The organism is Pseudoselenomonas ruminantium, from assembly GCF_900142515.1.
Taxonomy (GTDB): domain Bacteria; phylum Bacillota; class Negativicutes; order Selenomonadales; family Selenomonadaceae; genus Selenomonas_A; species Selenomonas_A ruminantium_D.
In genome coordinates this window covers 29,769-49,006 of record NZ_FRBC01000002.1, presented here as the reverse complement: position 1 = coordinate 49,006, position 19,238 = coordinate 29,769, and the positions used below count along the sequence as shown (strand labels likewise).

Below are 19,238 nucleotides of genomic sequence, written 5' to 3'. Positions count from 1 at the left end.
AATCAGAGATTGATGTGTGGGGGAGGGGAAAATATGCTTTGTGAGAATGCCAGACCAGGGAAAAAAGGAATATTTCTGCTGATTTTTTGTACGGCAGCAATGCTTCTATTGTTTACGCAGATGAAGGCAGAGTGCAACGGGGGCGCTGGGACTTTTATCTGTAATGCGGCAAATAATACCTGTGATGGGGATGTTTGCAATATCGCTGTGGAAGAAGATTATGCTGAGCCTGCCGGGGGAACAGCCGATGTTCAGGAAAATGCGGATCATGCTTATGCACAGATTGTGCTGGATCTAGTAAATGCTGAGCGCAAGGCGTGTGGCCTGCCGCCATTGTATCTGTCGCAGGAGTTGCTGGATGCTTCGGCTGTGCGGGCGGTGGAGATCACGCAATTGTTTTCCCATACCCGCCCTAATGGCGAGTCCTGTACGGACTTCATTTTTCATGGCCGGGGCACGGTGGGGGAAAACATTGCTGCCGGGGCTGCAACACCGGAAGATGTGGTGGAAATGTGGATGAATAGCCCGGGGCACCGTGCGAATATCCTGAATTCTGATTATGAGGAGTTGGGCGTAGGTTATGTCTATGCAGCAGATTCTGAATATCTGCATTACTGGGTACAGCTCTTTAGGGGTTCAAAATAATGCGGGCTGTTCGAAATAAAAATGTCTTTTGAAAAATTTCTAAATTTATGTTAAAATAATAGTAATATGTTCCTGAATCGTTATTATTTCTTCTTGATAATGGGGGTGGGTGCTTGTTACAAATCGGTGATAAGGTGGTCTATCCAATGCATGGTGCCGGTATCATTGCCGGCATTGAGAAGTGTGAGGTTTTGGGCGAGGGCAGGTCTTATTATGTGTTGCAGATGCCGCTGGGGGATATGAAGGTAATGATCCCTGCGGATAAGGCAGATCATATTGGCCTGCGTGATGTGATTCCGGAAGAACGGGTGGACGAAGTACGGGATGTGCTTGAGGATGAGCCAGACCGGCTGATGGGTACCTGGAACCGGCGGTATCATACGAATCTGGAGAGGCTCAAGTCTGGGGATATCTGTGATGCGGCGGCTGTGACCCGCAACCTTGTGGTGCAGGAACGGGAACGGCGCATCTCAGCAGGCGAGCGCAGGCTTTTGGACCTGGCCCGGCAGATCGTGGTCAGTGAGCTCGTGTATGCCTGCGATAAGAGCCCCGCAGAGGTGGAAGTCTGGATGGATGATATTTTGGCAGCCAATGGCAGCAAATAAATAAGAGACAGGTAGTGTCCGGCTATCTGTCTTTTTCTATCCTAAGGGGCTTTTGACGTTGACAGTGGCAGGCAAAATTTACTATACTTAAAGTTATGCAAGTACCTATCCCAAGAGAGGAGGTGAATATATGTTAGACCGTGTTTTGCGTTTTTTCATTATCCTTTTGCTGGCGATTGCCGGAGGGACGCTCCTCAATATGGCCACGCCGCTCTTGACCTTTTTTATCGGTACGGAAATCCTGGAAACGGAGATGGGCTTTTTCAAGCTGTCCATCGCAGGTTTTTTCAGCATTCTCTTTGGCGCTGCCCTGGGGGCTGCCGCAGGTTTTCTCTTATCTCCTTTTTTCATCCGCAGGCTCAAAGGCTTTGCCGTGTTTGTGGAGGCTCAGCTGAACAAAATGCCAACCCATGATGTGATTGCTGGTGCCATTGGTTTACTTATCGGACTCATTATTGCAAATTTGCTGGGATATGCTTTTTCGAAGATTCCCGTGGTGGGCGAGTATATCCCTGTGGTGTTCAGCATTGTGCTGGGCTATCTCGGTATTCATATCATGATAAAGAAGCGTTCGGAGCTCGTGAGCATTTTTGACTTCATTCCGAAATTCATGAAGGAATTGGTCAAGATCCGGGAGGCCAAGCAAGCGGCAGCACCGAAGCTTCCAGCGGCTGAAAGCAGCGAACAGCTTTGCTACAAGCTGCTGGATACCAGCGTCATCATCGATGGCCGCATTGCCGATATCTGTGAGACAGGCTTTTTGGAAGGGACGCTTCTGATTCCGGTGTTCGTGCTGGAGGAATTGCAGCATATCGCTGATTCGGCGGATGCGCTGAAGCGCGTGCGGGGCCGGCGGGGGCTCGATATCCTGCAGAAGATCCGTCAGGAAACGCATATGAAGGTGCAGATCACCGAGGTGGACTTCGAGGAGATTCCTGAGGTGGATTCCAAGCTGGTACAGCTGGCCCAGCAGGTGGGGGGCAAGATCATCACCAATGATTTCAACCTCAACAAGGTGGCACAGCTGCGGGGCGTGGAAGTCTTGAACATCAATGCCCTGTCCAATGCCGTGAAACCAGTGGTCATCCCTGGGGAGACCATGAAGGTGGCTATTGTCAAATCCGGCAAGGAGGCAGGTCAGGGGGTTGCGTACCTCGAAGACGGCACCATGATTGTCGTGGAAAACGGCAATCGTTATATGGGCGAGACCATCGAGGTGGAAGTGACTTCTGCCCTGCAGACGGCAGCAGGCAGGATGATTTTTGCCAAGCCGAAATAACATATACAAGCTGCTGTGAGTGAGCCTGTCCTAAGGGGGAAGGTGTCAGCCGCAGGCTGGCAGAAGGGGCAAAAGGAAGTTTTTGGCTATAGCCCTTTCCGCCGCTTCGCCGGAAATATGTCATGGGCATATTTCAACCCTCCCCCAGAGGGGGAGGCTTTTTCGCAGTTTCGTGACTTAGGAGTGATAATATGGTCAGTGTTATTTTCCCCGCCGCCGGGCAGGGAAAACGAATGCAGGCTGGTATAAATAAAGTGCTGCTGGCTTTGGCAGGCGAACCAATCCTCGTGCGCACGCTGAAGACTTTTTCTGCCGTGGCAGAAGTCGGGGAGCTTATCGTGGTAGTGGCTGCTGATGAAGTGGCAGCGGTGGAGGAACAGCTGCGCAAGGTCAGCGGCTTGAAACCTTTGCAGGTGGTGGCTGGCGGCAGTGAACGGCAGTATTCCATCTACAATGGTCTGCAGCAGGTCTGTGAATCGGCTGATGTGGTGCTGGTGCATGATGCAGCCCGGCCATTGGTGACGGTTAAGACCGTCCAGGCGGTCATCGATACAGCCCGTGACAAAGGTGGTGCCATTGCGGCGGTGCCTGCCAAGAACACCATCAAGGTGGTGGATGCTGACGGACTGGTGGTGGATACACCGCCCCGCAGCACGCTTTGGGAGGTGCAGACCCCGCAGGGATTCCGCAGGGATATCCTGGTGAAGGCCAATGAAGCGGCTATAGCCGATAAGTTCCTGGGCACGGATGATGCCAGCCTCGTGGAGCGCATCGGCGTCCCTGTGGTGGTGGTGCAGAGCGATTACCGCAATATCAAGGTGACCACTCCGGAAGACTTGCTGATTGCCGAAGCGTTCCTGCAATGTACGGCAGAGGATGAAACGCGGAGCTTGCAGGCGGCTGCACAGACTGCCCGGGAAGCGTGGCTGAAGGAGGCAAAATAAATGACAAGATTTGGCATGGGCTATGATGTCCACCGTCTGGTGGAAGGACGCAAGCTCATTATCGGGGGCGTGGAAATCCCCCATACATTAGGATTGTTGGGGCATTCCGATGCGGATGTGCTCCTGCATGCTGTTGCCGATGCCCTCTTGGGAGCGGCAGCGTTAGGCGACATCGGCCGCCATTTCCCGGATACGGACCCGCGCTTCAAGGGGGCTGACAGCATGAAGCTTCTGGCCCATGTGGCGGAGCTCATCAAGGAAAAAGGCTATGTGACGGGCAATGTGGATGCGACAATCGTAGCGCAGAAGCCCAAGATGAAGGACTTTATCCCGCAGATGAACGCAAATATCGCTCGTGTGTTGGGAATTGAATCAGACCAGGTAAATGTCAAGGCCACTACTGAGGAAAAGCTGGGCTTTACCGGCAGTGAAGAAGGTATCTCCGCCTATGCGGTGGCAGGTATCGAAAAGGCCTAGGAGGAATCTCAATGTTAAAAGTTTACAATACCATGACCCGCAGCAAAGAAGAGTTCAAGCCCTTGAAAGAGGGGGAGGCCAGCATCTATTGCTGCGGTGTTACGCCCTATAACCACCCGCATATCGGCAATGCCCGTCCTTTCGTGACCTGGGATGTGATTCGCCGCTATCTGGCACATAAGGGCTATAAGGTCCGCTATATCCAGAACTTCACCGATGTGGATGACAAGATCATCCGCACGGCCAATGAAGAGGGCGTGAAATGGAGCGATATTTCCGGCCGTTATATCGATGCCTATTTCAAGGCGATGGATGCGCTGAACGTCAAGCGGGCGGATATCTACCCGCGTGTCAGCGAAACCATTCCCGATATCATCGATATGGTGCAGACGCTCGTGGACAAGGGCTATGCCTATGCGGTGGATAACGGCGATGTGTTCTATCGTGTGGAAAAGTTTGCAGGGTATGGCAAACTCAGCGGTCGCAAGCTCGAAGATATGCAGGCCGGCGCTCGCATTGATGTGGACGAGCGCAAGGAACATCCCATGGACTTTGCTCTCTGGAAGGCAGCCAAACCCGGCGAACCTAGCTGGGACAGCCCCTGGGGTAAAGGCCGACCAGGCTGGCATATCGAATGCTCCACCATGTCCCTGAAATATCTGGGCAAGAAGTTCGATTTCCACGGCGGCGGCAGCGACCTGATCTTCCCGCATCATGAAAATGAGATTGCCCAGAGTCAGGCCTGCATTGGGGACGAGCACAGCTTTGCCCAGTATTGGCTGCACAATGGTTTCATCACCATCCATAATGAGAAGATGTCCAAGTCCAAGAACAATTTCTTCACGGTCAAGGATATCCTCGCGGAATATCCGGGCGAAGTCGTGCGCTTCTTTATCCTGCAGACGCATTACAGAAGCCCGCTGGACTTCAGCGACGAGCGTCTCAAGGAAGCCCAGACCAGCCTGAACCGTCTGGCACAGTCCAAGGGCTTTATGGACGAGCTGCTGGCAAAATCCGGCCAGAGTGATACGGCCAAAGAACTGGCTGAAAAAGCTGCGGATTATGTCAAAGAGTTCTATGAGGCCATGGATGATGATTTCAACACGGCTCTGGCCATCAGTCAGATCTTCGCCCTGTCCAAGGACATCAACATCTACTATCAGGATGTCATGAACAAGGGCATGGCTTTCGACAGCGGGAACTTTGCCAAAGCTGCGGAAGCTTACACGCTGATGACGGGCATTATCGGCATCTTCGAGCAGGAAGAGGCCGCTGATGATGAGCTGGCAAATAAGCTCATGGACCTTATCATCAATATCCGTCAGGATGCCCGCAAGGAAAAGAACTGGGCTTTGGCGGACAAGATCCGCGATGAACTCAAAGAAGCGGGGGTAATCCTCGAAGATACTCCCCAGGGTGTACGGTGGAAAAAAGCATGAAGTTTGACCATTTCAAGATGCTCGTTGAGATGATGTTCCAGCCCGATGGGGACGGGGGCATCCTGCAGCGTTACAACGATGTGGATGTAAAGCAGCTGCACCCGCTGGTCCTGGCCTATGTGGGAGATGCGTACTTCCATCTCTTTATGCGCACGCGCCTGCTCTCTTATGAGCAGGCCAAGGTACAGGCACTCCACTCCTTCAGTGCCCAGATGGTGTCGGCGGTCTGGCAGGCCAAGGCCTATCAGGGCATTGAGGATAAGCTCACCGAAGAAGAGAAGGCCATTTACCGCCGGGGGCGCAATGCCAAAAGCCATGCTCCCCGCAGTGCGTCTGTGGCCGAATATCATGCCAGTACTGGCTTTGAAGCCCTGCTCGGCAGTCTCTATCTTTCCGAGCAGAATGAACGGCTCTACGAGATTGCGGAAATGTCCTTCCAGATCATCTCGCAGGCCATGATGAAGGAAATACGGGAGAAGAATTAACGAATGATCAAGGTAAAATTACTGAATTACACGCCAGATCCAGAACGGGCTGTAGCCATGGCGGCACGGCTCTGCTACTCAGCCAGTGGCGCTGAGGAGCTGGCGGAAAAACTCAGCGATGATAAAGTGAAGGAAATGGTGCGCCGCATGGTGGCCTTAGGCCACGGCTCCACTCTGGAACACGCCAGCTTCACCTTCGGCATTGAAGGCGTCAGCCGGGTGCTGACGCATCAGCTCGTGCGCCACCGCATCGCTTCCTATGACCAGCAGTCCCAGCGCTATGTGGCGGCTCATGGCTTCCAGTACATCACGCCACCGTCCATTGCGGAGAAACCTGAGGCCCTGGCTAAATACGAGGCTTTGCTGGAAGAAATCCGCAAGACTTATGATGAGCTCACGGAAATGGGCGTGCCCAAGGAAGATGCCCGCTATGTGCTGGCCAATGCCACGGAGACGAAAATCCTCGTGACCATGAATGCCCGCAGCCTCATGCACTTCTTCAATCTGCGCTGCTGCAACCGGGCTCAGTGGGAAATCCGTGAGATGGCCTACAAGATGCTGGCCGAGGCCAAGAAAGTAGCGCCGACGCTCTTTTTCAATGCCGGTGCCAGCTGTGTCAACACAGGGCGCTGTCCGGAAGGAGCCATGACCTGCGGCAAACTCAGCGAAATGCTGAAACTGCGGGAGAAGGAATAAGATTATGCGAAACGACAATAAAAAGGAAACAACGCGTGATAAGAGACGCGATAATCAAAAAAACACGCGGAGCGGGATTCGCAAGCATGCTTCCGCTGAGCGTCCCAGCCGGGAAAATCTGACGCGTCAAAAATTGACGAGCCGGGTGTTGGCACAGGAAGTCCGGGAATCCCGGAGTGCGCAGGCAGTGCGGGAACTGCCCGAAGATGTGCTGATTGGCCGCAATGCGGTGACCGAAGCCCTGCGGGCTGGCCGCGGCATCAACAAGATCCTGCTGGCTGATGGTGACCGGGAGGGTCAGGTCAGCGAAATCGTGGCGCTGGCCAAGGAACGGGGCATTGTCCTGCAGTTCGTGGAGCGCGGCAAGATTGAGTCCGTGGCGGGCGGCCTGCGTCATCAGGGTGTGTTGGCTTATGTGGCTCCCGTCGCCTATGCGGAACTCGAAGATATCCTGGCGAAGGCTGAAGCCGCTGGCGAAGAGCCTTTCCTGCTCTTGCTGGACGAATTGGAAGATCCGCATAATCTTGGAGCGCTTTTGCGTACTGCTGATGCTACGGGCGTACATGGCGTGCTGATTCCCAAGCGCCGCAGCGTGCCCCTTACGGCTACTGTGGCCAAGACTTCTGCCGGGGCGGTGGAATACGTGCCGGTAGCCCGTATCGGCAATATTTCCCAGACTTTGAAGGCACTCAAGGAAAAGGGGTTCTGGGTGGCAGGTGCCGACATGGACGGCCAGCAGAATTATTATGAAGCGGATCTGACTGGCCCGCTGGTGCTGGTCGTTGGCAGTGAAGGCAAGGGCATGGGCCGACTGACCAAGGAACAATGTGACTTTATCGTGAAGATGCCGATGGTGGGCAAGATCAATTCCCTCAATGCCTCGGTGGCTGGTTCTATCCTGATGTATGAGTCCATGCGTCAGCGTCTGGCAAAGAAAAGTTGATACATTACAACAAATATGGGTTAAAGGGACTAAAGTCCTACGACCTTCCTTGACTATTACCTTATAATAGGGGTATAATCAAAGCGTACTAGGGGATTGCAAGAATGAAAACTGGGGAAGTTTTCAGTAAAGGGGAACGTGCGATGGAAGCAGAACAGACTACAGAAGATTTATTTGTAGAAGAAATCTACAGTGAATTCGCCAAACTCACGGACGAGGAGATACTGCTGGCCATCAAGGATAGCAACGACAAAGCCGCGTTGGATTATTTGATCAACAAATATCGTAATTTCGTGCGCGCCAAAGCTCGTTCCTATTTCTTGATTGGAGCAGATCGTGAGGACATCATTCAGGAAGGCATGATTGGCTTTTACAAAGCGATACGGGATTTTCGCAATGACAAGCTGTCATCTTTCCGCGCTTTTGCTGAACTGTGTGTGACACGGCAGATCATCACGGCCATCAAGACCGCGACGAGGCAGAAGCATATTCCGCTGAACTCTTATATTTCGCTGAACAAGCCCATCTATGATGAGGATTCGGATAGAACCCTCCTGGATGTCCTTTCCGGAGCCAAGGTCACAGATCCGGAAGAGTTGGTCATCAGTCGGGAAGAGTTTGTGGACATCGAAAAGAAGATGGAGGAGATCCTCTCTGACTTGGAGTGGAAGGTACTCATGAGCTATCTCGATGGCAAGAGCTATCAGGAGATTGCCGAGGATCTGCACCGCCATGTGAAATCCATCGACAACGCTTTGCAGCGCGTGAAGCGGAAGTTGGAGAAGTACATGGAGAAGCGCGGGGATGAGCTCGATGTGACCACCATCTATAGGGGGCTCAGCTCCATTAACCGCCGCTTGCGGGGCATTGATGAAGACGATTATCTGCGTTGAAATCATTTATATGCATTCTAGGACTGACCGGTCGACTTTGACCGGTCAGTTTTTTGCTGTAACAAGAACAAACAATACTGTCTATGACAAACCGCATTGAAGGGTAAAAATATCTATGTTATAATTTTACAGGTAATATCTCCGAGCCAAGTGATCTAAGGCAGGGCGCATTGCTATGATGCTTGGCCGGAACGGGATTCCGTTCCCGGGTGCAGGGAGAAATCCTTGCACCTTCCGTATTTTGAAAAGGAGTGGTAGAAGTGAGAAAAATTTTTGCGCTGATCATGTCGTTGATGGTGCTGCTGGTTGCAGGCTGCGGTGGTGAGCAGGCACAGACAGAGAAAAAAGCCGGGCCGGTGGAACTGCATGTGGCGGCGGCGGCGAGCCTTACGGATGTCATGAAGGAAATGGCGGCCGATTATGAGAAAGGACACCCGGATGTGAAGATTGTCTTCAATTTCGGCAGTTCCGGTGCTTTGCAGCAAGCCATCCAGAATGGCGGCCAGACGGATCTGTTCTTCTCGGCTGCCCAGAAGCAGATGAATGCTCTGGATAAGGATGGGTTGCTGGCTGAGGGTACGCGCAAGGATCTGTTGGTCAATGAAGTCGTACTGATTGTGCCGGCAGAAGGCGGCAAGTCTGTCACGGATTTCAGGCAGCTGACAAGTGGCGATATCCAGCATATTGCTTTGGGGGAGCCCAAGGGCGTTCCCGTAGGCCAGTATTCCGAAGAAGTATTCACCAGACTGGGAATCCTTGATGCAGTCAAGGCTAAGGCAGTCTATGGTTCGGATGTGCGGCAGGTGCTGTCCTGGGTAGAGTCCGGCGATGCGGATTGCGGCTTGGTCTATGCTACTGATGCGGCGGTGTCCAGAAAGGTCAAGGTTGCCGCCAAAGCTCCGGCGGACTCCCATAAGCCCATTGTCTATCCGGCAGCGGTGCTGAAAGAGTCCAAACATCTGGACGCAGCCAAGGACTTCCTGGCTTTCGTGTCCAATGATGCGAATAAGAAGCTCTTTGAAAAATACGGTTTTACCGTGAAATAAGAAATGGATTAAGAGGTGGATCATGGAACTGGCACCACTGATGATTACCCTGCAGACGGCAGGTGTGGCAACGGTGGCGACGTTCTTTATCGGCATTGGCCTGGCTTTGATGGTGGTTCGCATGAACCGCTTTCAGGGGCTGGCTGATGCCGTTATTACGTTGCCCCTGGTTTTGCCGCCCACCGTTGTAGGTTTTTTCCTGCTGCTGCTGTTTGGCAAGCGCAGCACCATCGGCAGCTTCCTGCTGCAATTTGATATCACACTGGTTTTTACATGGAAGGCAGCGGTCATGGCAGCGATTGTCGTATCTTTGCCGCTGATGTACCGCACGGCTCGGGGGGCTTTTGAGCAGATTGACGTAAATATCATCCATGCCGCCCGCACGCTGGGGGTATCGGATTGGCGTATCTTCTGGCATATCCTGCTCCCCAATGCTCGGGCAGGCATCCTGGCGGGGCTGGTGCTGTCCTTTACCCGGGCGTTAGGGGAATTTGGCGCGACCATCATGTTTGCGGGCAATATACCCGGCGTTACGCAGACCATGAGTACGGCCATCTATGCGGCTGTGCAGGCTAATGACTATGATTTGGCAGGGCAGTGGGCGATGATTATCGTGGCGTTCTCCCTTGTATTTGTTGTGATGATGAACTGGTGGATCAATCGGCAGAATAAGGGGGCAGCGTTATGGAACTGAGCGTGGATATCGAAAAGAAGCTGCGCGATTTCACTTTGCGGGCAGATTTTGCGGTCAAAGATGAAGTCTTTGCCCTGCTGGGCGCATCAGGCTGCGGCAAGAGCATGACGCTGAAATGTATCGCCGGTATCGAGACACCGGACAAGGGTAGGATTGTCTTGAATGGCCGGGTGCTCTTCGACAGCGAAGCGGGTATCAATCTGCAGCCTCAGGCACGCAAGGCGGGCTATCTCTTCCAGAATTATGCTCTGTTCCCGAATATGACCATTGCAGAAAACATCGCCTTTGTGGCCAGCGGGGATAACGTTGAAAAGGAGCGCAAGGTGCAGGCGAATCTGGCACGGTTCAAGCTGACAGGATTGGCACAGGCTTATCCGCATGAATTGTCCGGCGGCCAGCAGCAGCGGGCGGCTTTTGCCCGGATACTGGCGGCAGACGCGCAGCTGCTGTTGTTGGATGAACCGTTCTCGGCATTGGACAGTTATCTGAAGTGGCAGCTGGAAATGGAGCTGGGCGATGTGCTGAAGGAATATGATGGTGCCGCTCTGCTGGTATCTCATGACCGGGGAGAGGTCTATCGTCTGGCTGATCGCATCGCCGTGATCAATCGGGGGCAGATGGAGAAGGTGCATAGCAAGCATGGCTTGTTCCAGGACCCTGATACGCTGGCCGCTGCATTGCTGACAGGTTGTAAGAATGTATCTTCAATCAAAAGGATAGCTGCCGACAGGATTTTTGCAGAGGACTGGCAGATGGAGCTGCAGGTGGCGGCTGACATTCCGGCTGCGGCGCAGTTTGCCGGTATTCGGGCACATTATATAGAAGTAAAGACCCAGGTTGGAGAAAATACCGTGCTTGTGGAAGTGGTGAGCGTAGTAGAGGATGTTTTTTCCTATCTAGTCATGGTGCGCAAAAAAGACGCCGGAGCATGTCCCTTGCGCCTGGAGCTGTCCAAGGCGGAATGGCTGCAGTTGGGGAATCCGAAGGAGCTCTATCTCCATTTGCCGAAAGAGAGGATCATGCTGCTGAATCCATGAGAAAAATAAAACGGTATTTTGTTGTTGCGTACCTTGACATATATATAAATAGGTGCTAAACTTAAAAACTACAGGAAATTGAATAGGGATTAGTGTGCGCAAGCGGAAAGGGACTGGAAGCAAGGTGTAAGTTTTGTTTGGCCTTGTTTTTTTTCTTGTTCATCCATTCCGTCTTTTTAGGCGTGCGCTATTGCCCTTCATTTCAGGAAATAATATTCTAGTAAAATCAGGCTAAGGGGTGAAGGATTTGTTATTTAATCCTGTGCCGGTAGGCAAAAGAACCAGGTATAGCTATGCTAAAATCAAGGAAGTCATGGAGATGCCGCATCTGCTGGATATCCAGCGGAACAGCTACCAGTGGTTCCTTGATGAAGGTTTGCAGGACATCTTTAATGACATTTCGCCGATTCAGGACTTTTCGGGCAATCTCGTCCTGTCCTTTGAGAGCTTCTCGCTGGGCGAGCCGAAGTATGAGCTCGACGAGTGCAAAGAGCGTGACGTCACGCTGGCTGCTCCCATTCGCGTAAATGTCCGTCTTATCAACCGCGAGACAGGCGAAATTAAAGAACAAGAAGTGTTCATGGGCGATTTCCCGCTTATGACGGATACCGGTACGTTTATCATCAACGGTGCAGAGCGTGTTATCGTCAGCCAGTTGGTTCGTTCTCCAGGTGCGTATTATGGAGAGGAAATCGATCCGACCGGTAAGCATCTTTATAATGCAACGGTCATTCCGAACCGTGGTGCATGGATCGAACTCGAAACGGATACCAATGATGTGGTTTCTGTCCGTATCGACCGTACCCGTAAGATGCCGGTGACGTACTTCATTCGTGCCCTTGGTTTTGCTACTGATGAAGAGATCATCGACCTCTTTGGCGAAGATCCCCGCATCATGAACACGTTGGAACGCGATGGTGAGGATGTGAAATCCCAGGGTAAGGCTGTAATCGAGATTTACCGCCGTCTGCGTCCGGGTGAACCCGCCAACGAAGACAACGCCCAGCAGCTGCTGGATTCCCTGTTCTTCGATCCGAAACGCTATGATCTGGCTACGGTTGGCCGCTACAAGCTCACCAAGAAGCTGGGCTGGAAGCGCCGTATCCTGGGCAAGGTCCTGGCTGAGCCGATTGTGGATATGGAAACTGGTGAAATCGTCATTCCGGCCAATGAAGTGGTTACGGAAGACATGCTGGATGCAGTGGACGTGGAACGCGAGCGTCAGATCTTCGGTGAAGGGAATATCGTGCAGCTGTACCTCCTGAAAAAGGATGGCAGCCGCATGAAACTCTTGTGCTCGCCGACGCTCGATATCCATGACCGTACGATTACGAAGAACGATATCATCGCTTCCATCAACTATCTGCTGAACCTCATGGATGGCGTAGGCAGCACGGACGATATTGACCATCTGGGCAACCGCCGTGTACGTGCGGTGGGTGAACTGCTGCAGAATCAGTTCCGCATCGGTCTGTCTCGTATGGAACGTGTGGTACGCGAACGCATGACCATTCAGGATGTGGATGTCATCACGCCGCAGGCGCTCATCAACATCCGTCCGGTCGTGGCAGCCATCAAGGAATTCTTTGGTTCCTCCCAGCTGTCCCAGTTCATGGACCAGCACAACCCGCTGTCCGAACTTACGCATAAACGCCGTCTGTCGGCCCTCGGCCCGGGCGGTCTGTCCCGTGAGCGCGCAGGCTTCGAAGTCCGCGACGTACATAACTCCCATTACGGTCGTATGTGCCCGGTTGAGTCTCCTGAAGGTCCGAACATCGGTCTGATCGGTTCTCTGGCAACTTATGCCCGCGTGAACCAGTTCGGCTTCATGGAAACGCCGTACCGTCGTGTGGACAAGGAAACCCACCGCGTGACGGATGAAGTGCGTTACCTCACCGCTGATGAAGAGGATGAGCTCGTAATCGCACAGGCCAACGAACCGCTGGATGAAAACGAATGGTTCGTGAATCCCCGTGTAACGGCACGTTACAACGAGGAGACCGGTCTGCATGCCCGTGAAACCGTTGACTACATGGACGTTAGCCCGCGTCAGGTGTTCTCCATCGCTACGGCTATGATTCCCTTCCTCGAAAACGACGATGCTAACCGTGCCCTGATGGGTGCGAACATGCAGCGTCAGGCTGTACCTCTGCTCCGTACGCAGGCACCGCTGGTTGGTACCGGTATGGAATACAAGGCAGCCTGCGACTCTGGCGTCATGATCCTGGCTAAGCGTGCCGGTGTGGTTGAGAATGTAACGGCTGATTACATTGATGTCCGCACGAAGAATGGTGAGCTTGACCATTATAAATTACAGAAATTCATTCGTTCCAACCAGGGAACCTGTATCAACCAGATTCCTATCGTCTATAAGGGCGATGAAGTGGTGGAAAAACAGCCCATCGCAGATGGCCCCGCTACGGACCACGGCGAACTGGCACTGGGTTACAACATCGTTGTTGCCTACATGCCTTGGGAAGGTTACAACTACGAGGACGCCGTACTGCTGTCTGAAAACCTCGTAAAACGCGACCTCTACACGTCCATCCATATCGAAGAATACGAATGCGATGCCCGTGATACGAAGCTCGGTCCTGAGGAAATCACCCGTGATATCCCCAACGTGGCTGAGGAAGCACTGAAGGATCTGGATGATGAAGGTATCATCCGCATCGGTGCTGATGTACGTCCTGGCGATATTCTCGTCGGTAAGGTTACGCCGAAGGGCGAAACGGAACTGACGGCTGAAGAACGCCTGCTGCGTGCCATCTTCGGTGAGAAGGCCCGCGAAGTCCGCGATACTTCCTTGCGTGTCCCGCATGGTGAACAGGGTAAGATCGTTGACGTCAAGATCTTCTGCCGTGACAACAATGATGAACTGCCGCCTGGCGTAAACCGTCTGGTACGCGTTTACATCGCTCAGAAGCGTAAGATCAGCGTCGGCGATAAGATGGCAGGTCGTCATGGTAACAAGGGTGTCGTTTCCCGCATCATGCGTCAGGAAGATATGCCGTTCCTGCCCGATGGTACGCCGGTTGATATCGTGCTGAACCCGCTGGGCGTGCCGTCCCGAATGAACATCGGTCAGATTCTCGAAGCACATCTGGGTATGGCAGTCAAGGTATTGGGCCAGCAGATCAAAGATGGCGATCCCACTGTGGAAGCTCGTCTGCGTGAAGCAGGTTATGACTTTGACAAGAACGGTATGCCGATTCCGGATGTGGCAGGTCTCCATATTGCTACGCCAGTCTTCGACGGTGCGAGCGACGAGGCAGTGTTTGGTACCATCCGTGCTGCCGGCCTGGCTGATGATGCCAAGACGGTGCTCTATGATGGTCGTACTGGTGAACCGTTTGAAAACCGCGTAACCGTTGGCTGCACGTACTTCCTTAAACTGCATCATCTGGTTGCCGATAAGATTCATGCCCGTTCTACCGGCCCGTACTCTCTCGTTACGCAGCAGCCGCTGGGTGGTAAAGCCCAGTTCGGTGGTCAGCGTTTCGGTGAAATGGAAGTTTGGGCGCTGGAAGCATACGGCGCAGCATATACCCTGCAGGAAATCCTGACGGTCAAGTCCGATGACGTGGTGGGTCGTGTCAAAGCATACGAAGCCATCGTCAAGGGTGAGAACATCCCCGAACCGGGCGTGCCGGAGTCCTTCAAGGTACTCATCAAGGAATTGCAGTCCATCGGCCTTGATATCAAGGTCCTCAACGAGGATGCCAAGGAAATCTCCTTGCAGGATGAGGATGATGAAGACATCAACGAAACGGCCAAGAAACTTGATTTTGACGTGGCTGGTGTTGACCCCACGCAGGAAGGTGCAGCAGCACCGAAGGCAGAGGATGCCTATGATGAAGGAGCACCCTCTGATGATGAGAAGCCGGACGACATCATTGCCGATATCGGCAGCCTTGGTTCTATCGTAGAACCGGGTGCAGAAGATACGGATAATGGTGAGGAATAAGAAGGGAGTGTCATCTCTTTGCTGGATGTAAATAATTTTGATTCGATGCGCATCGGTCTGGCCTCTCCGGACAAAATCCGTGAGTGGTCCTACGGTGAGGTCAAGAAGCCGGAGACCATCAACTATCGTACGCTCAAACCTGAGCGCGATGGTCTGTTCTGCGAGCGTATCTTTGGCCCGACCCGTGACTGGGAATGCCATTGCGGTAAGTATAAGAGAATCCGCTATAAGGGCATTGTCTGCGACCGCTGCGGCGTTGAAGTAACTCGCGCAAAAGTCCGCCGCGAGCGCATGGGACATATCGAACTGGCTGCGCCGGTTTCACATATTTGGTATTTCAAGGGCATTCCGAGCCGCATGGGCCTGATTCTCGACATCAGTCCCCGTGCGCTGGAAAAGGTTCTGTACTTCGCGTACTATATCGTGCTGGATTCCGGGGAAAACACCGATCTCACGAAGAAGAGCCTGCTCTCCGAAAAAGAATACCATGATGCTTTGGAGAAATATGGCAACACCTTCCGGGTTGGTATGGGTGCCGAAGCTATCAAAGAACTCCTCGACGAGCTTGATCTGGAGCGTATGAGCGAAGTCCTCCGGAAGGAAGTCCGCACGGCTTCCGGCCAGAAGAAGATTCGCGCCATCCGCCGTCTGGAAGTTGTGGAAGCATTCCGCAAGTCCGGCAACAAGCCCTCCTGGATGATCATGGATGTAGTTCCGGTCATTCCGCCGGAACTGCGCCCGATGGTACAGCTCGATGGCGGTCGTTTCGCGACGTCCGACCTCAACGATCTCTATCGTCGTGTCATCAACCGTAACAACCGTCTGAAGCGCCTGCTGGATCTCGGTGCGCCGGACATCATCGTCCGCAACGAGAAACGCATGCTGCAGGAAGCAGTGGATGCCCTGATCGATAACGGTCGCCGCGGCCGTCCGGTTACGGGCCCGGGCAACCGTCCGCTGAAATCCCTTTCCGATATGCTGAAAGGTAAGCAGGGCCGTTTCCGTCAGAACCTCTTGGGTAAGCGCGTTGACTATTCCGGCCGTTCCGTTATCGTTGTCGGCCCGGAACTGAAACTCCATCAGTGCGGTCTGCCGAAGGAAATGGCGCTGGAACTCTTCAAGCCCTTCGTCATGAAGAAGCTGGTTGCTTCCGGTTCTGCTCATAACATCAAATCTGCTAAGCGCATGGTAGAGCGTGCGAAACCTGAGGTTTGGGACGTGCTCGAAGGCGTCATCAAAGAGCATCCGGTTCTCCTGAACCGTGCCCCGACGCTGCATCGTCTGGGTATCCAGGCATTCGAGCCGGTACTCACCGAAGGCCGTGCCCTGAAGCTGCATCCGCTGGCTTGTACGGCATACAACGCTGACTTCGACGGTGACCAGATGGCTATCCATCTGCCGCTGTCTTCCGAGGCACAGACGGAAGCCCGCATCCTGATGCTGGCTGCTAACCACATCCTGGCGCCGAAAGATGGTAAGCCCATCATCGTTCCGTCTCAGGATATGGTTCTGGGTTCCTATTACCTGACCAATATCCGTCCGGGTGCGAAGGGCGAAGGCAAAGTCCTCACGGGCATTGCCGAAGCACTGCTGGCTTATCAGCAGCATGACCTCGACCTGCAGGCTGCTATCCAGTGCCGCATCGATGGTTATGGCCTCGTCAAGACTTCCCTGGGCCGCATGATTTTCAATGAGATCCTGCCCGAGGAAATCCGTTACTTCTACAAAGATAAAGAGTCCGACCAGTGGTGCCTGGGCGTGCTCATGAATAAGAAAGAGCTGGGCAAGCTGGTGGCCAAGTGCTACAATGCCTTTGGTGCCACGGAAACGGCTCATGTCATCGATGATGTCAAGAACCTCGGTTACCATTACGCTTGCGTAGCTGGTATGACCGTTGCTATTTCCGACGTTATCGTGCCGCCGAAGAAGAAAACCATCATCGGCGAGACGCAGCAGATCGTCAACAAGGTAGAACGCCGCTACGACCGTGGTCTCATCACGGAAGAGGAGCGTTACCATAAGGTCGTTGACCTCTGGTCCAAGGCTACGGATGACGTGGCTGACGCCATGATGGACAACATGGACGCCTTCAACCCCATCTTCATGATGGCTGACTCCGGTGCCCGTGGTAACAAGCAGCAGATGCGTCAGCTGGCCGGTATGCGCGGTCTCATGGCTGACCCGTCCGGTAAGATCATCGACTTGCCAATCACGGCTAACTTCCGTGAAGGCCTGTCCGTATCCGATTACTTCATTTCTTCCCACGGTGCCCGCAAGGGCTTGGCCGATACGGCACTGCGTACGGCTGACTCCGGTTACCTGACCCGTCGTCTGGTTGACGTGGCACAGGATGTCATCGTCCGTGAAGAAGACTGTGATATTTCCACGCTGAATCTGGTACAGGCTCGCGCACGCTTGTCTGAATCCACCTTCGATGCATTGGAAATCCTCAATGACAGCCTGATGGGCCGTCTGCTGGGTGCCGATGTTTATGATCCGGCTACCAAGGAAATTCTCTTTGCCCGTGATACCATTCTCGACGAAGAGAAGCTGGCCATCATCGGCGAAAAGGAAATCCGCGAGATCATGGTCCGTGGTTCCTCGCTGGCTTCCGAGGCTGCTATCAGCAATGCCATGATTACCGAAGCCATCACGCTGGGTGAGCCGGATGAGGCTGCCCGTGCCAAGGCCAAGGATTCTCTGGTGCATGAGATGAGCGGCAAGGAAGTTACCCGCGATGTCGTGGATTCTGCGAACAGCGTGATCATTGCTGCTGGTACGAAGCTTACGGCTGAACTCATCGATACGATCCTGGCATCTGATGCCAAGGAAATCCGCGTACGCAACAACAACGTCCGTGGTATCGAAGTCGAAGCCATCAAGGAAGGCGATGGTATCATCGAATCCTTGGCTGAACGTATCGTGGGCCGCGTGCTGGCTGAAAACATCGATGATCCGGCTACGGGTGAACGCATTGCTTCCATCAACGACAACGTGGATGAAGAGCTGGCTAAGCGTATCGAAAAGGTACGTGACCGTGTATCCATCCGCAGCGTCCTGACCTGTAAGTCTCAGTTCGGCGTCTGCATCAAGTGCTATGGCCGTGACCTGGCTAATCAGGCAGAGGTTGAGATCGGTGAGGCAGTTGGTATCATCGCAGCTCAGTCCATCGGTGAACCGGGTACACAGCTCACCATGCGTACGTTCCACTCCGGCGGCGTTGCCGGTGACGATATCACCCAGGGTCTTCCCCGTGTCGAAGAATTGTTCGAAGCACGTAAGCCGAAGCACCATGCCATCATCGCTGAGATCGAAGGCCGTGCTGAAGTGGAAGATTCCGGTAAGGGCATGCGCAAGGTCACGATCGTTCCGGATGAAGGCGAAGCTCGTGAATATGCAATCCCGTATGGTGCCCGTATGGCTGCCAAGCAGGGTATGCATCTCAAACCGGGTGACAAGCTCACGGAAGGTTCCATCAATCCGCATGATATCCTGCGTGTCTGCGGTCTGCAGGCAACCCAGCGCTATCTGGTATACGAAGTACAGAAAGTGTATAAGTCCCAGGGCGTTGAGATCAACGATAAGCATATCGAAGTTATGGTTCGTCAGATGCTCCATAAGGTCAAGATTGAAGAATCCGGCAGCACGGACTTCCTGCCTGGCGAGTACATCGACATCAACCAGTTCGAGACGGCCAATACCAAGGCTATCGAGGAAAATGGCGAGCCCGCTGTGGCTAAGCCGATCCTGCTCGGTATCACCAAGGCATCCCTGGCTACCGACTCCTTCATGTCTGCTGCTTCCTTCCAGGAAACCACCCGTGTACTCACGGATGCAGCCATCAAGGGCAAGGTTGATCCGCTTATCGGTCTCAAGGAAAATGTTATCATCGGTAAGCTGATTCCAGCTGGTACGGGTATGAGCCGTTACCGCAACCTCAAGATTGTGGATAACGATCCGAAACCGGTAGAAGAAGCTGCTGAAGAAAACGCCGAAACCGATACGGTAGAAGCATAATTCTATAAAGCATAGATAAAAGGAGGGAATGATCCAACAGGATAGTTCCCTCCTTTTTATAATATATTTTA

At 53.3% G+C, this 19,238-nt stretch carries 15 protein-coding genes and 1 riboswitch; all 15 genes read left to right on the top strand.

Annotation, left to right across the window (positions count from 1 at the left end; genetic code table 11):
• Positions 1-33 precede the first annotated feature (33 nt).
• On the top strand, positions 34-645 hold the full coding sequence (locus BUB68_RS01285) for a CAP domain-containing protein (protein WP_073088009.1): 612 nt from the start codon (positions 34-36) through the stop codon (positions 643-645).
• 113 nt (positions 646-758) lie between these two features.
• Positions 759-1,250: a CarD family transcriptional regulator gene (locus BUB68_RS01280; RefSeq protein WP_073088008.1), complete on the top strand. Its 492-nt coding sequence runs from the start codon at positions 759-761 to the stop codon at positions 1,248-1,250.
• A 130-nt stretch (positions 1,251-1,380) separates the two neighbouring features.
• Positions 1,381-2,529: a PIN/TRAM domain-containing protein gene (locus BUB68_RS01275; RefSeq protein WP_073088007.1), complete on the top strand. Its 1,149-nt coding sequence runs from the start codon at positions 1,381-1,383 to the stop codon at positions 2,527-2,529.
• A 191-nt stretch (positions 2,530-2,720) separates the two neighbouring features.
• Entirely contained in the window at positions 2,721-3,473 is a 753-nt protein-coding gene (gene ispD / locus BUB68_RS15505; RefSeq protein WP_073088006.1) for a 2-C-methyl-D-erythritol 4-phosphate cytidylyltransferase, read from the top strand.
• Positions 3,474-3,950 (top strand): 2-C-methyl-D-erythritol 2,4-cyclodiphosphate synthase, encoded by a 477-nt coding sequence (gene ispF / locus BUB68_RS15500; RefSeq protein ID WP_073088005.1) that lies wholly within the window; start codon positions 3,474-3,476, stop codon positions 3,948-3,950. It abuts the gene before it with no gap.
• An 11-nt stretch (positions 3,951-3,961) separates the two neighbouring features.
• A complete protein-coding gene (gene cysS / locus BUB68_RS01260; RefSeq protein ID WP_073088004.1) occupies positions 3,962-5,389 on the top strand; it encodes a cysteine--tRNA ligase in 1,428 nt (475 codons plus the stop codon).
• Positions 5,386-5,874 (top strand): Mini-ribonuclease 3, encoded by a 489-nt coding sequence (locus BUB68_RS01255; protein ID WP_073088003.1) that lies wholly within the window; start codon positions 5,386-5,388, stop codon positions 5,872-5,874. The genes cysS and BUB68_RS01255 overlap by 4 nt, the downstream gene beginning before the upstream one ends.
• 3 nt (positions 5,875-5,877) lie before the next feature.
• Complete coding sequence (gene thyX / locus BUB68_RS01250; RefSeq protein ID WP_073088002.1) at positions 5,878-6,570, top strand: FAD-dependent thymidylate synthase; 693 nt, start codon at positions 5,878-5,880, stop codon at positions 6,568-6,570.
• Between the two features lie 4 nt (positions 6,571-6,574).
• Positions 6,575-7,513 (top strand): 23S rRNA (guanosine(2251)-2'-O)-methyltransferase RlmB, encoded by a 939-nt coding sequence (gene rlmB / locus BUB68_RS01245; protein ID WP_256625453.1) that lies wholly within the window; start codon positions 6,575-6,577, stop codon positions 7,511-7,513.
• A gap of 143 nt (positions 7,514-7,656) precedes the next feature.
• Entirely contained in the window at positions 7,657-8,406 is a 750-nt protein-coding gene (gene sigH, locus BUB68_RS01240) for an RNA polymerase sporulation sigma factor SigH (RefSeq protein WP_014423919.1), read from the top strand.
• 126 nt (positions 8,407-8,532) lie between these two features.
• A riboswitch (molybdenum cofactor riboswitch) is annotated at positions 8,533-8,674 on the top strand.
• A 16-nt stretch (positions 8,675-8,690) separates the two neighbouring features.
• Positions 8,691-9,452 (top strand): molybdate ABC transporter substrate-binding protein, encoded by a 762-nt coding sequence (modA, locus tag BUB68_RS01235; protein WP_073088129.1) that lies wholly within the window; start codon positions 8,691-8,693, stop codon positions 9,450-9,452.
• 22 nt (positions 9,453-9,474) lie between these two features.
• Positions 9,475-10,146 carry a molybdate ABC transporter permease subunit gene (gene modB, locus BUB68_RS01230; RefSeq protein ID WP_073088001.1) on the top strand — a complete coding sequence of 224 codons (672 nt, stop codon included), beginning with the start codon at positions 9,475-9,477 and terminating at the stop codon, positions 10,144-10,146.
• Positions 10,137-11,183: a sulfate/molybdate ABC transporter ATP-binding protein gene (locus tag BUB68_RS01225; RefSeq protein ID WP_073088000.1), complete on the top strand. Its 1,047-nt coding sequence runs from the start codon at positions 10,137-10,139 to the stop codon at positions 11,181-11,183. Before modB ends, BUB68_RS01225 begins: the two co-directional genes overlap by 10 nt.
• 247 nt (positions 11,184-11,430) lie before the next feature.
• Positions 11,431-15,150: a DNA-directed RNA polymerase subunit beta gene (gene rpoB / locus BUB68_RS01220; RefSeq protein ID WP_073087999.1), complete on the top strand. Its 3,720-nt coding sequence runs from the start codon at positions 11,431-11,433 to the stop codon at positions 15,148-15,150.
• Between the two features lie 18 nt (positions 15,151-15,168).
• A complete protein-coding gene (gene rpoC / locus BUB68_RS01215; RefSeq protein WP_073087998.1) occupies positions 15,169-19,167 on the top strand; it encodes a DNA-directed RNA polymerase subunit beta' in 3,999 nt (1,332 codons plus the stop codon).
• Positions 19,168-19,238: the final 71 nt, after the last annotated feature.

Excerpts from the sequence above, each read along its gene's own strand:
- BUB68_RS01275 (WP_073088007.1), top strand. The coding sequence starts at position 1,381 with ATGTTAGACCGTGTTTTGCGTTTTTTCATTATCCTTTTGCTGGCGATT.
- sigH (WP_014423919.1), top strand. The coding sequence starts at position 7,657 with ATGGAAGCAGAACAGACTACAGAAGATTTATTTGTAGAAGAAATCTAC.
- modB (WP_073088001.1), top strand. The coding sequence starts at position 9,475 with ATGGAACTGGCACCACTGATGATTACCCTGCAGACGGCAGGTGTGGCA.
- thyX (WP_073088002.1), top strand. The coding sequence starts at position 5,878 with ATGATCAAGGTAAAATTACTGAATTACACGCCAGATCCAGAACGGGCT.
- BUB68_RS01255 (WP_073088003.1), top strand. The coding sequence starts at position 5,386 with ATGAAGTTTGACCATTTCAAGATGCTCGTTGAGATGATGTTCCAGCCC.
- BUB68_RS01285 (WP_073088009.1), top strand. The coding sequence starts at position 34 with ATGCTTTGTGAGAATGCCAGACCAGGGAAAAAAGGAATATTTCTGCTG.
- cysS (WP_073088004.1), top strand. The coding sequence starts at position 3,962 with ATGTTAAAAGTTTACAATACCATGACCCGCAGCAAAGAAGAGTTCAAG.
- modA (WP_073088129.1), top strand. The coding sequence starts at position 8,691 with ATGTCGTTGATGGTGCTGCTGGTTGCAGGCTGCGGTGGTGAGCAGGCA.
- ispF (WP_073088005.1), top strand. The coding sequence starts at position 3,474 with ATGACAAGATTTGGCATGGGCTATGATGTCCACCGTCTGGTGGAAGGA.
- ispD (WP_073088006.1), top strand. The coding sequence starts at position 2,721 with ATGGTCAGTGTTATTTTCCCCGCCGCCGGGCAGGGAAAACGAATGCAG.
- rlmB (WP_256625453.1), top strand. The coding sequence starts at position 6,575 with ATGCGAAACGACAATAAAAAGGAAACAACGCGTGATAAGAGACGCGAT.
- BUB68_RS01225 (WP_073088000.1), top strand. The coding sequence starts at position 10,137 with ATGGAACTGAGCGTGGATATCGAAAAGAAGCTGCGCGATTTCACTTTG.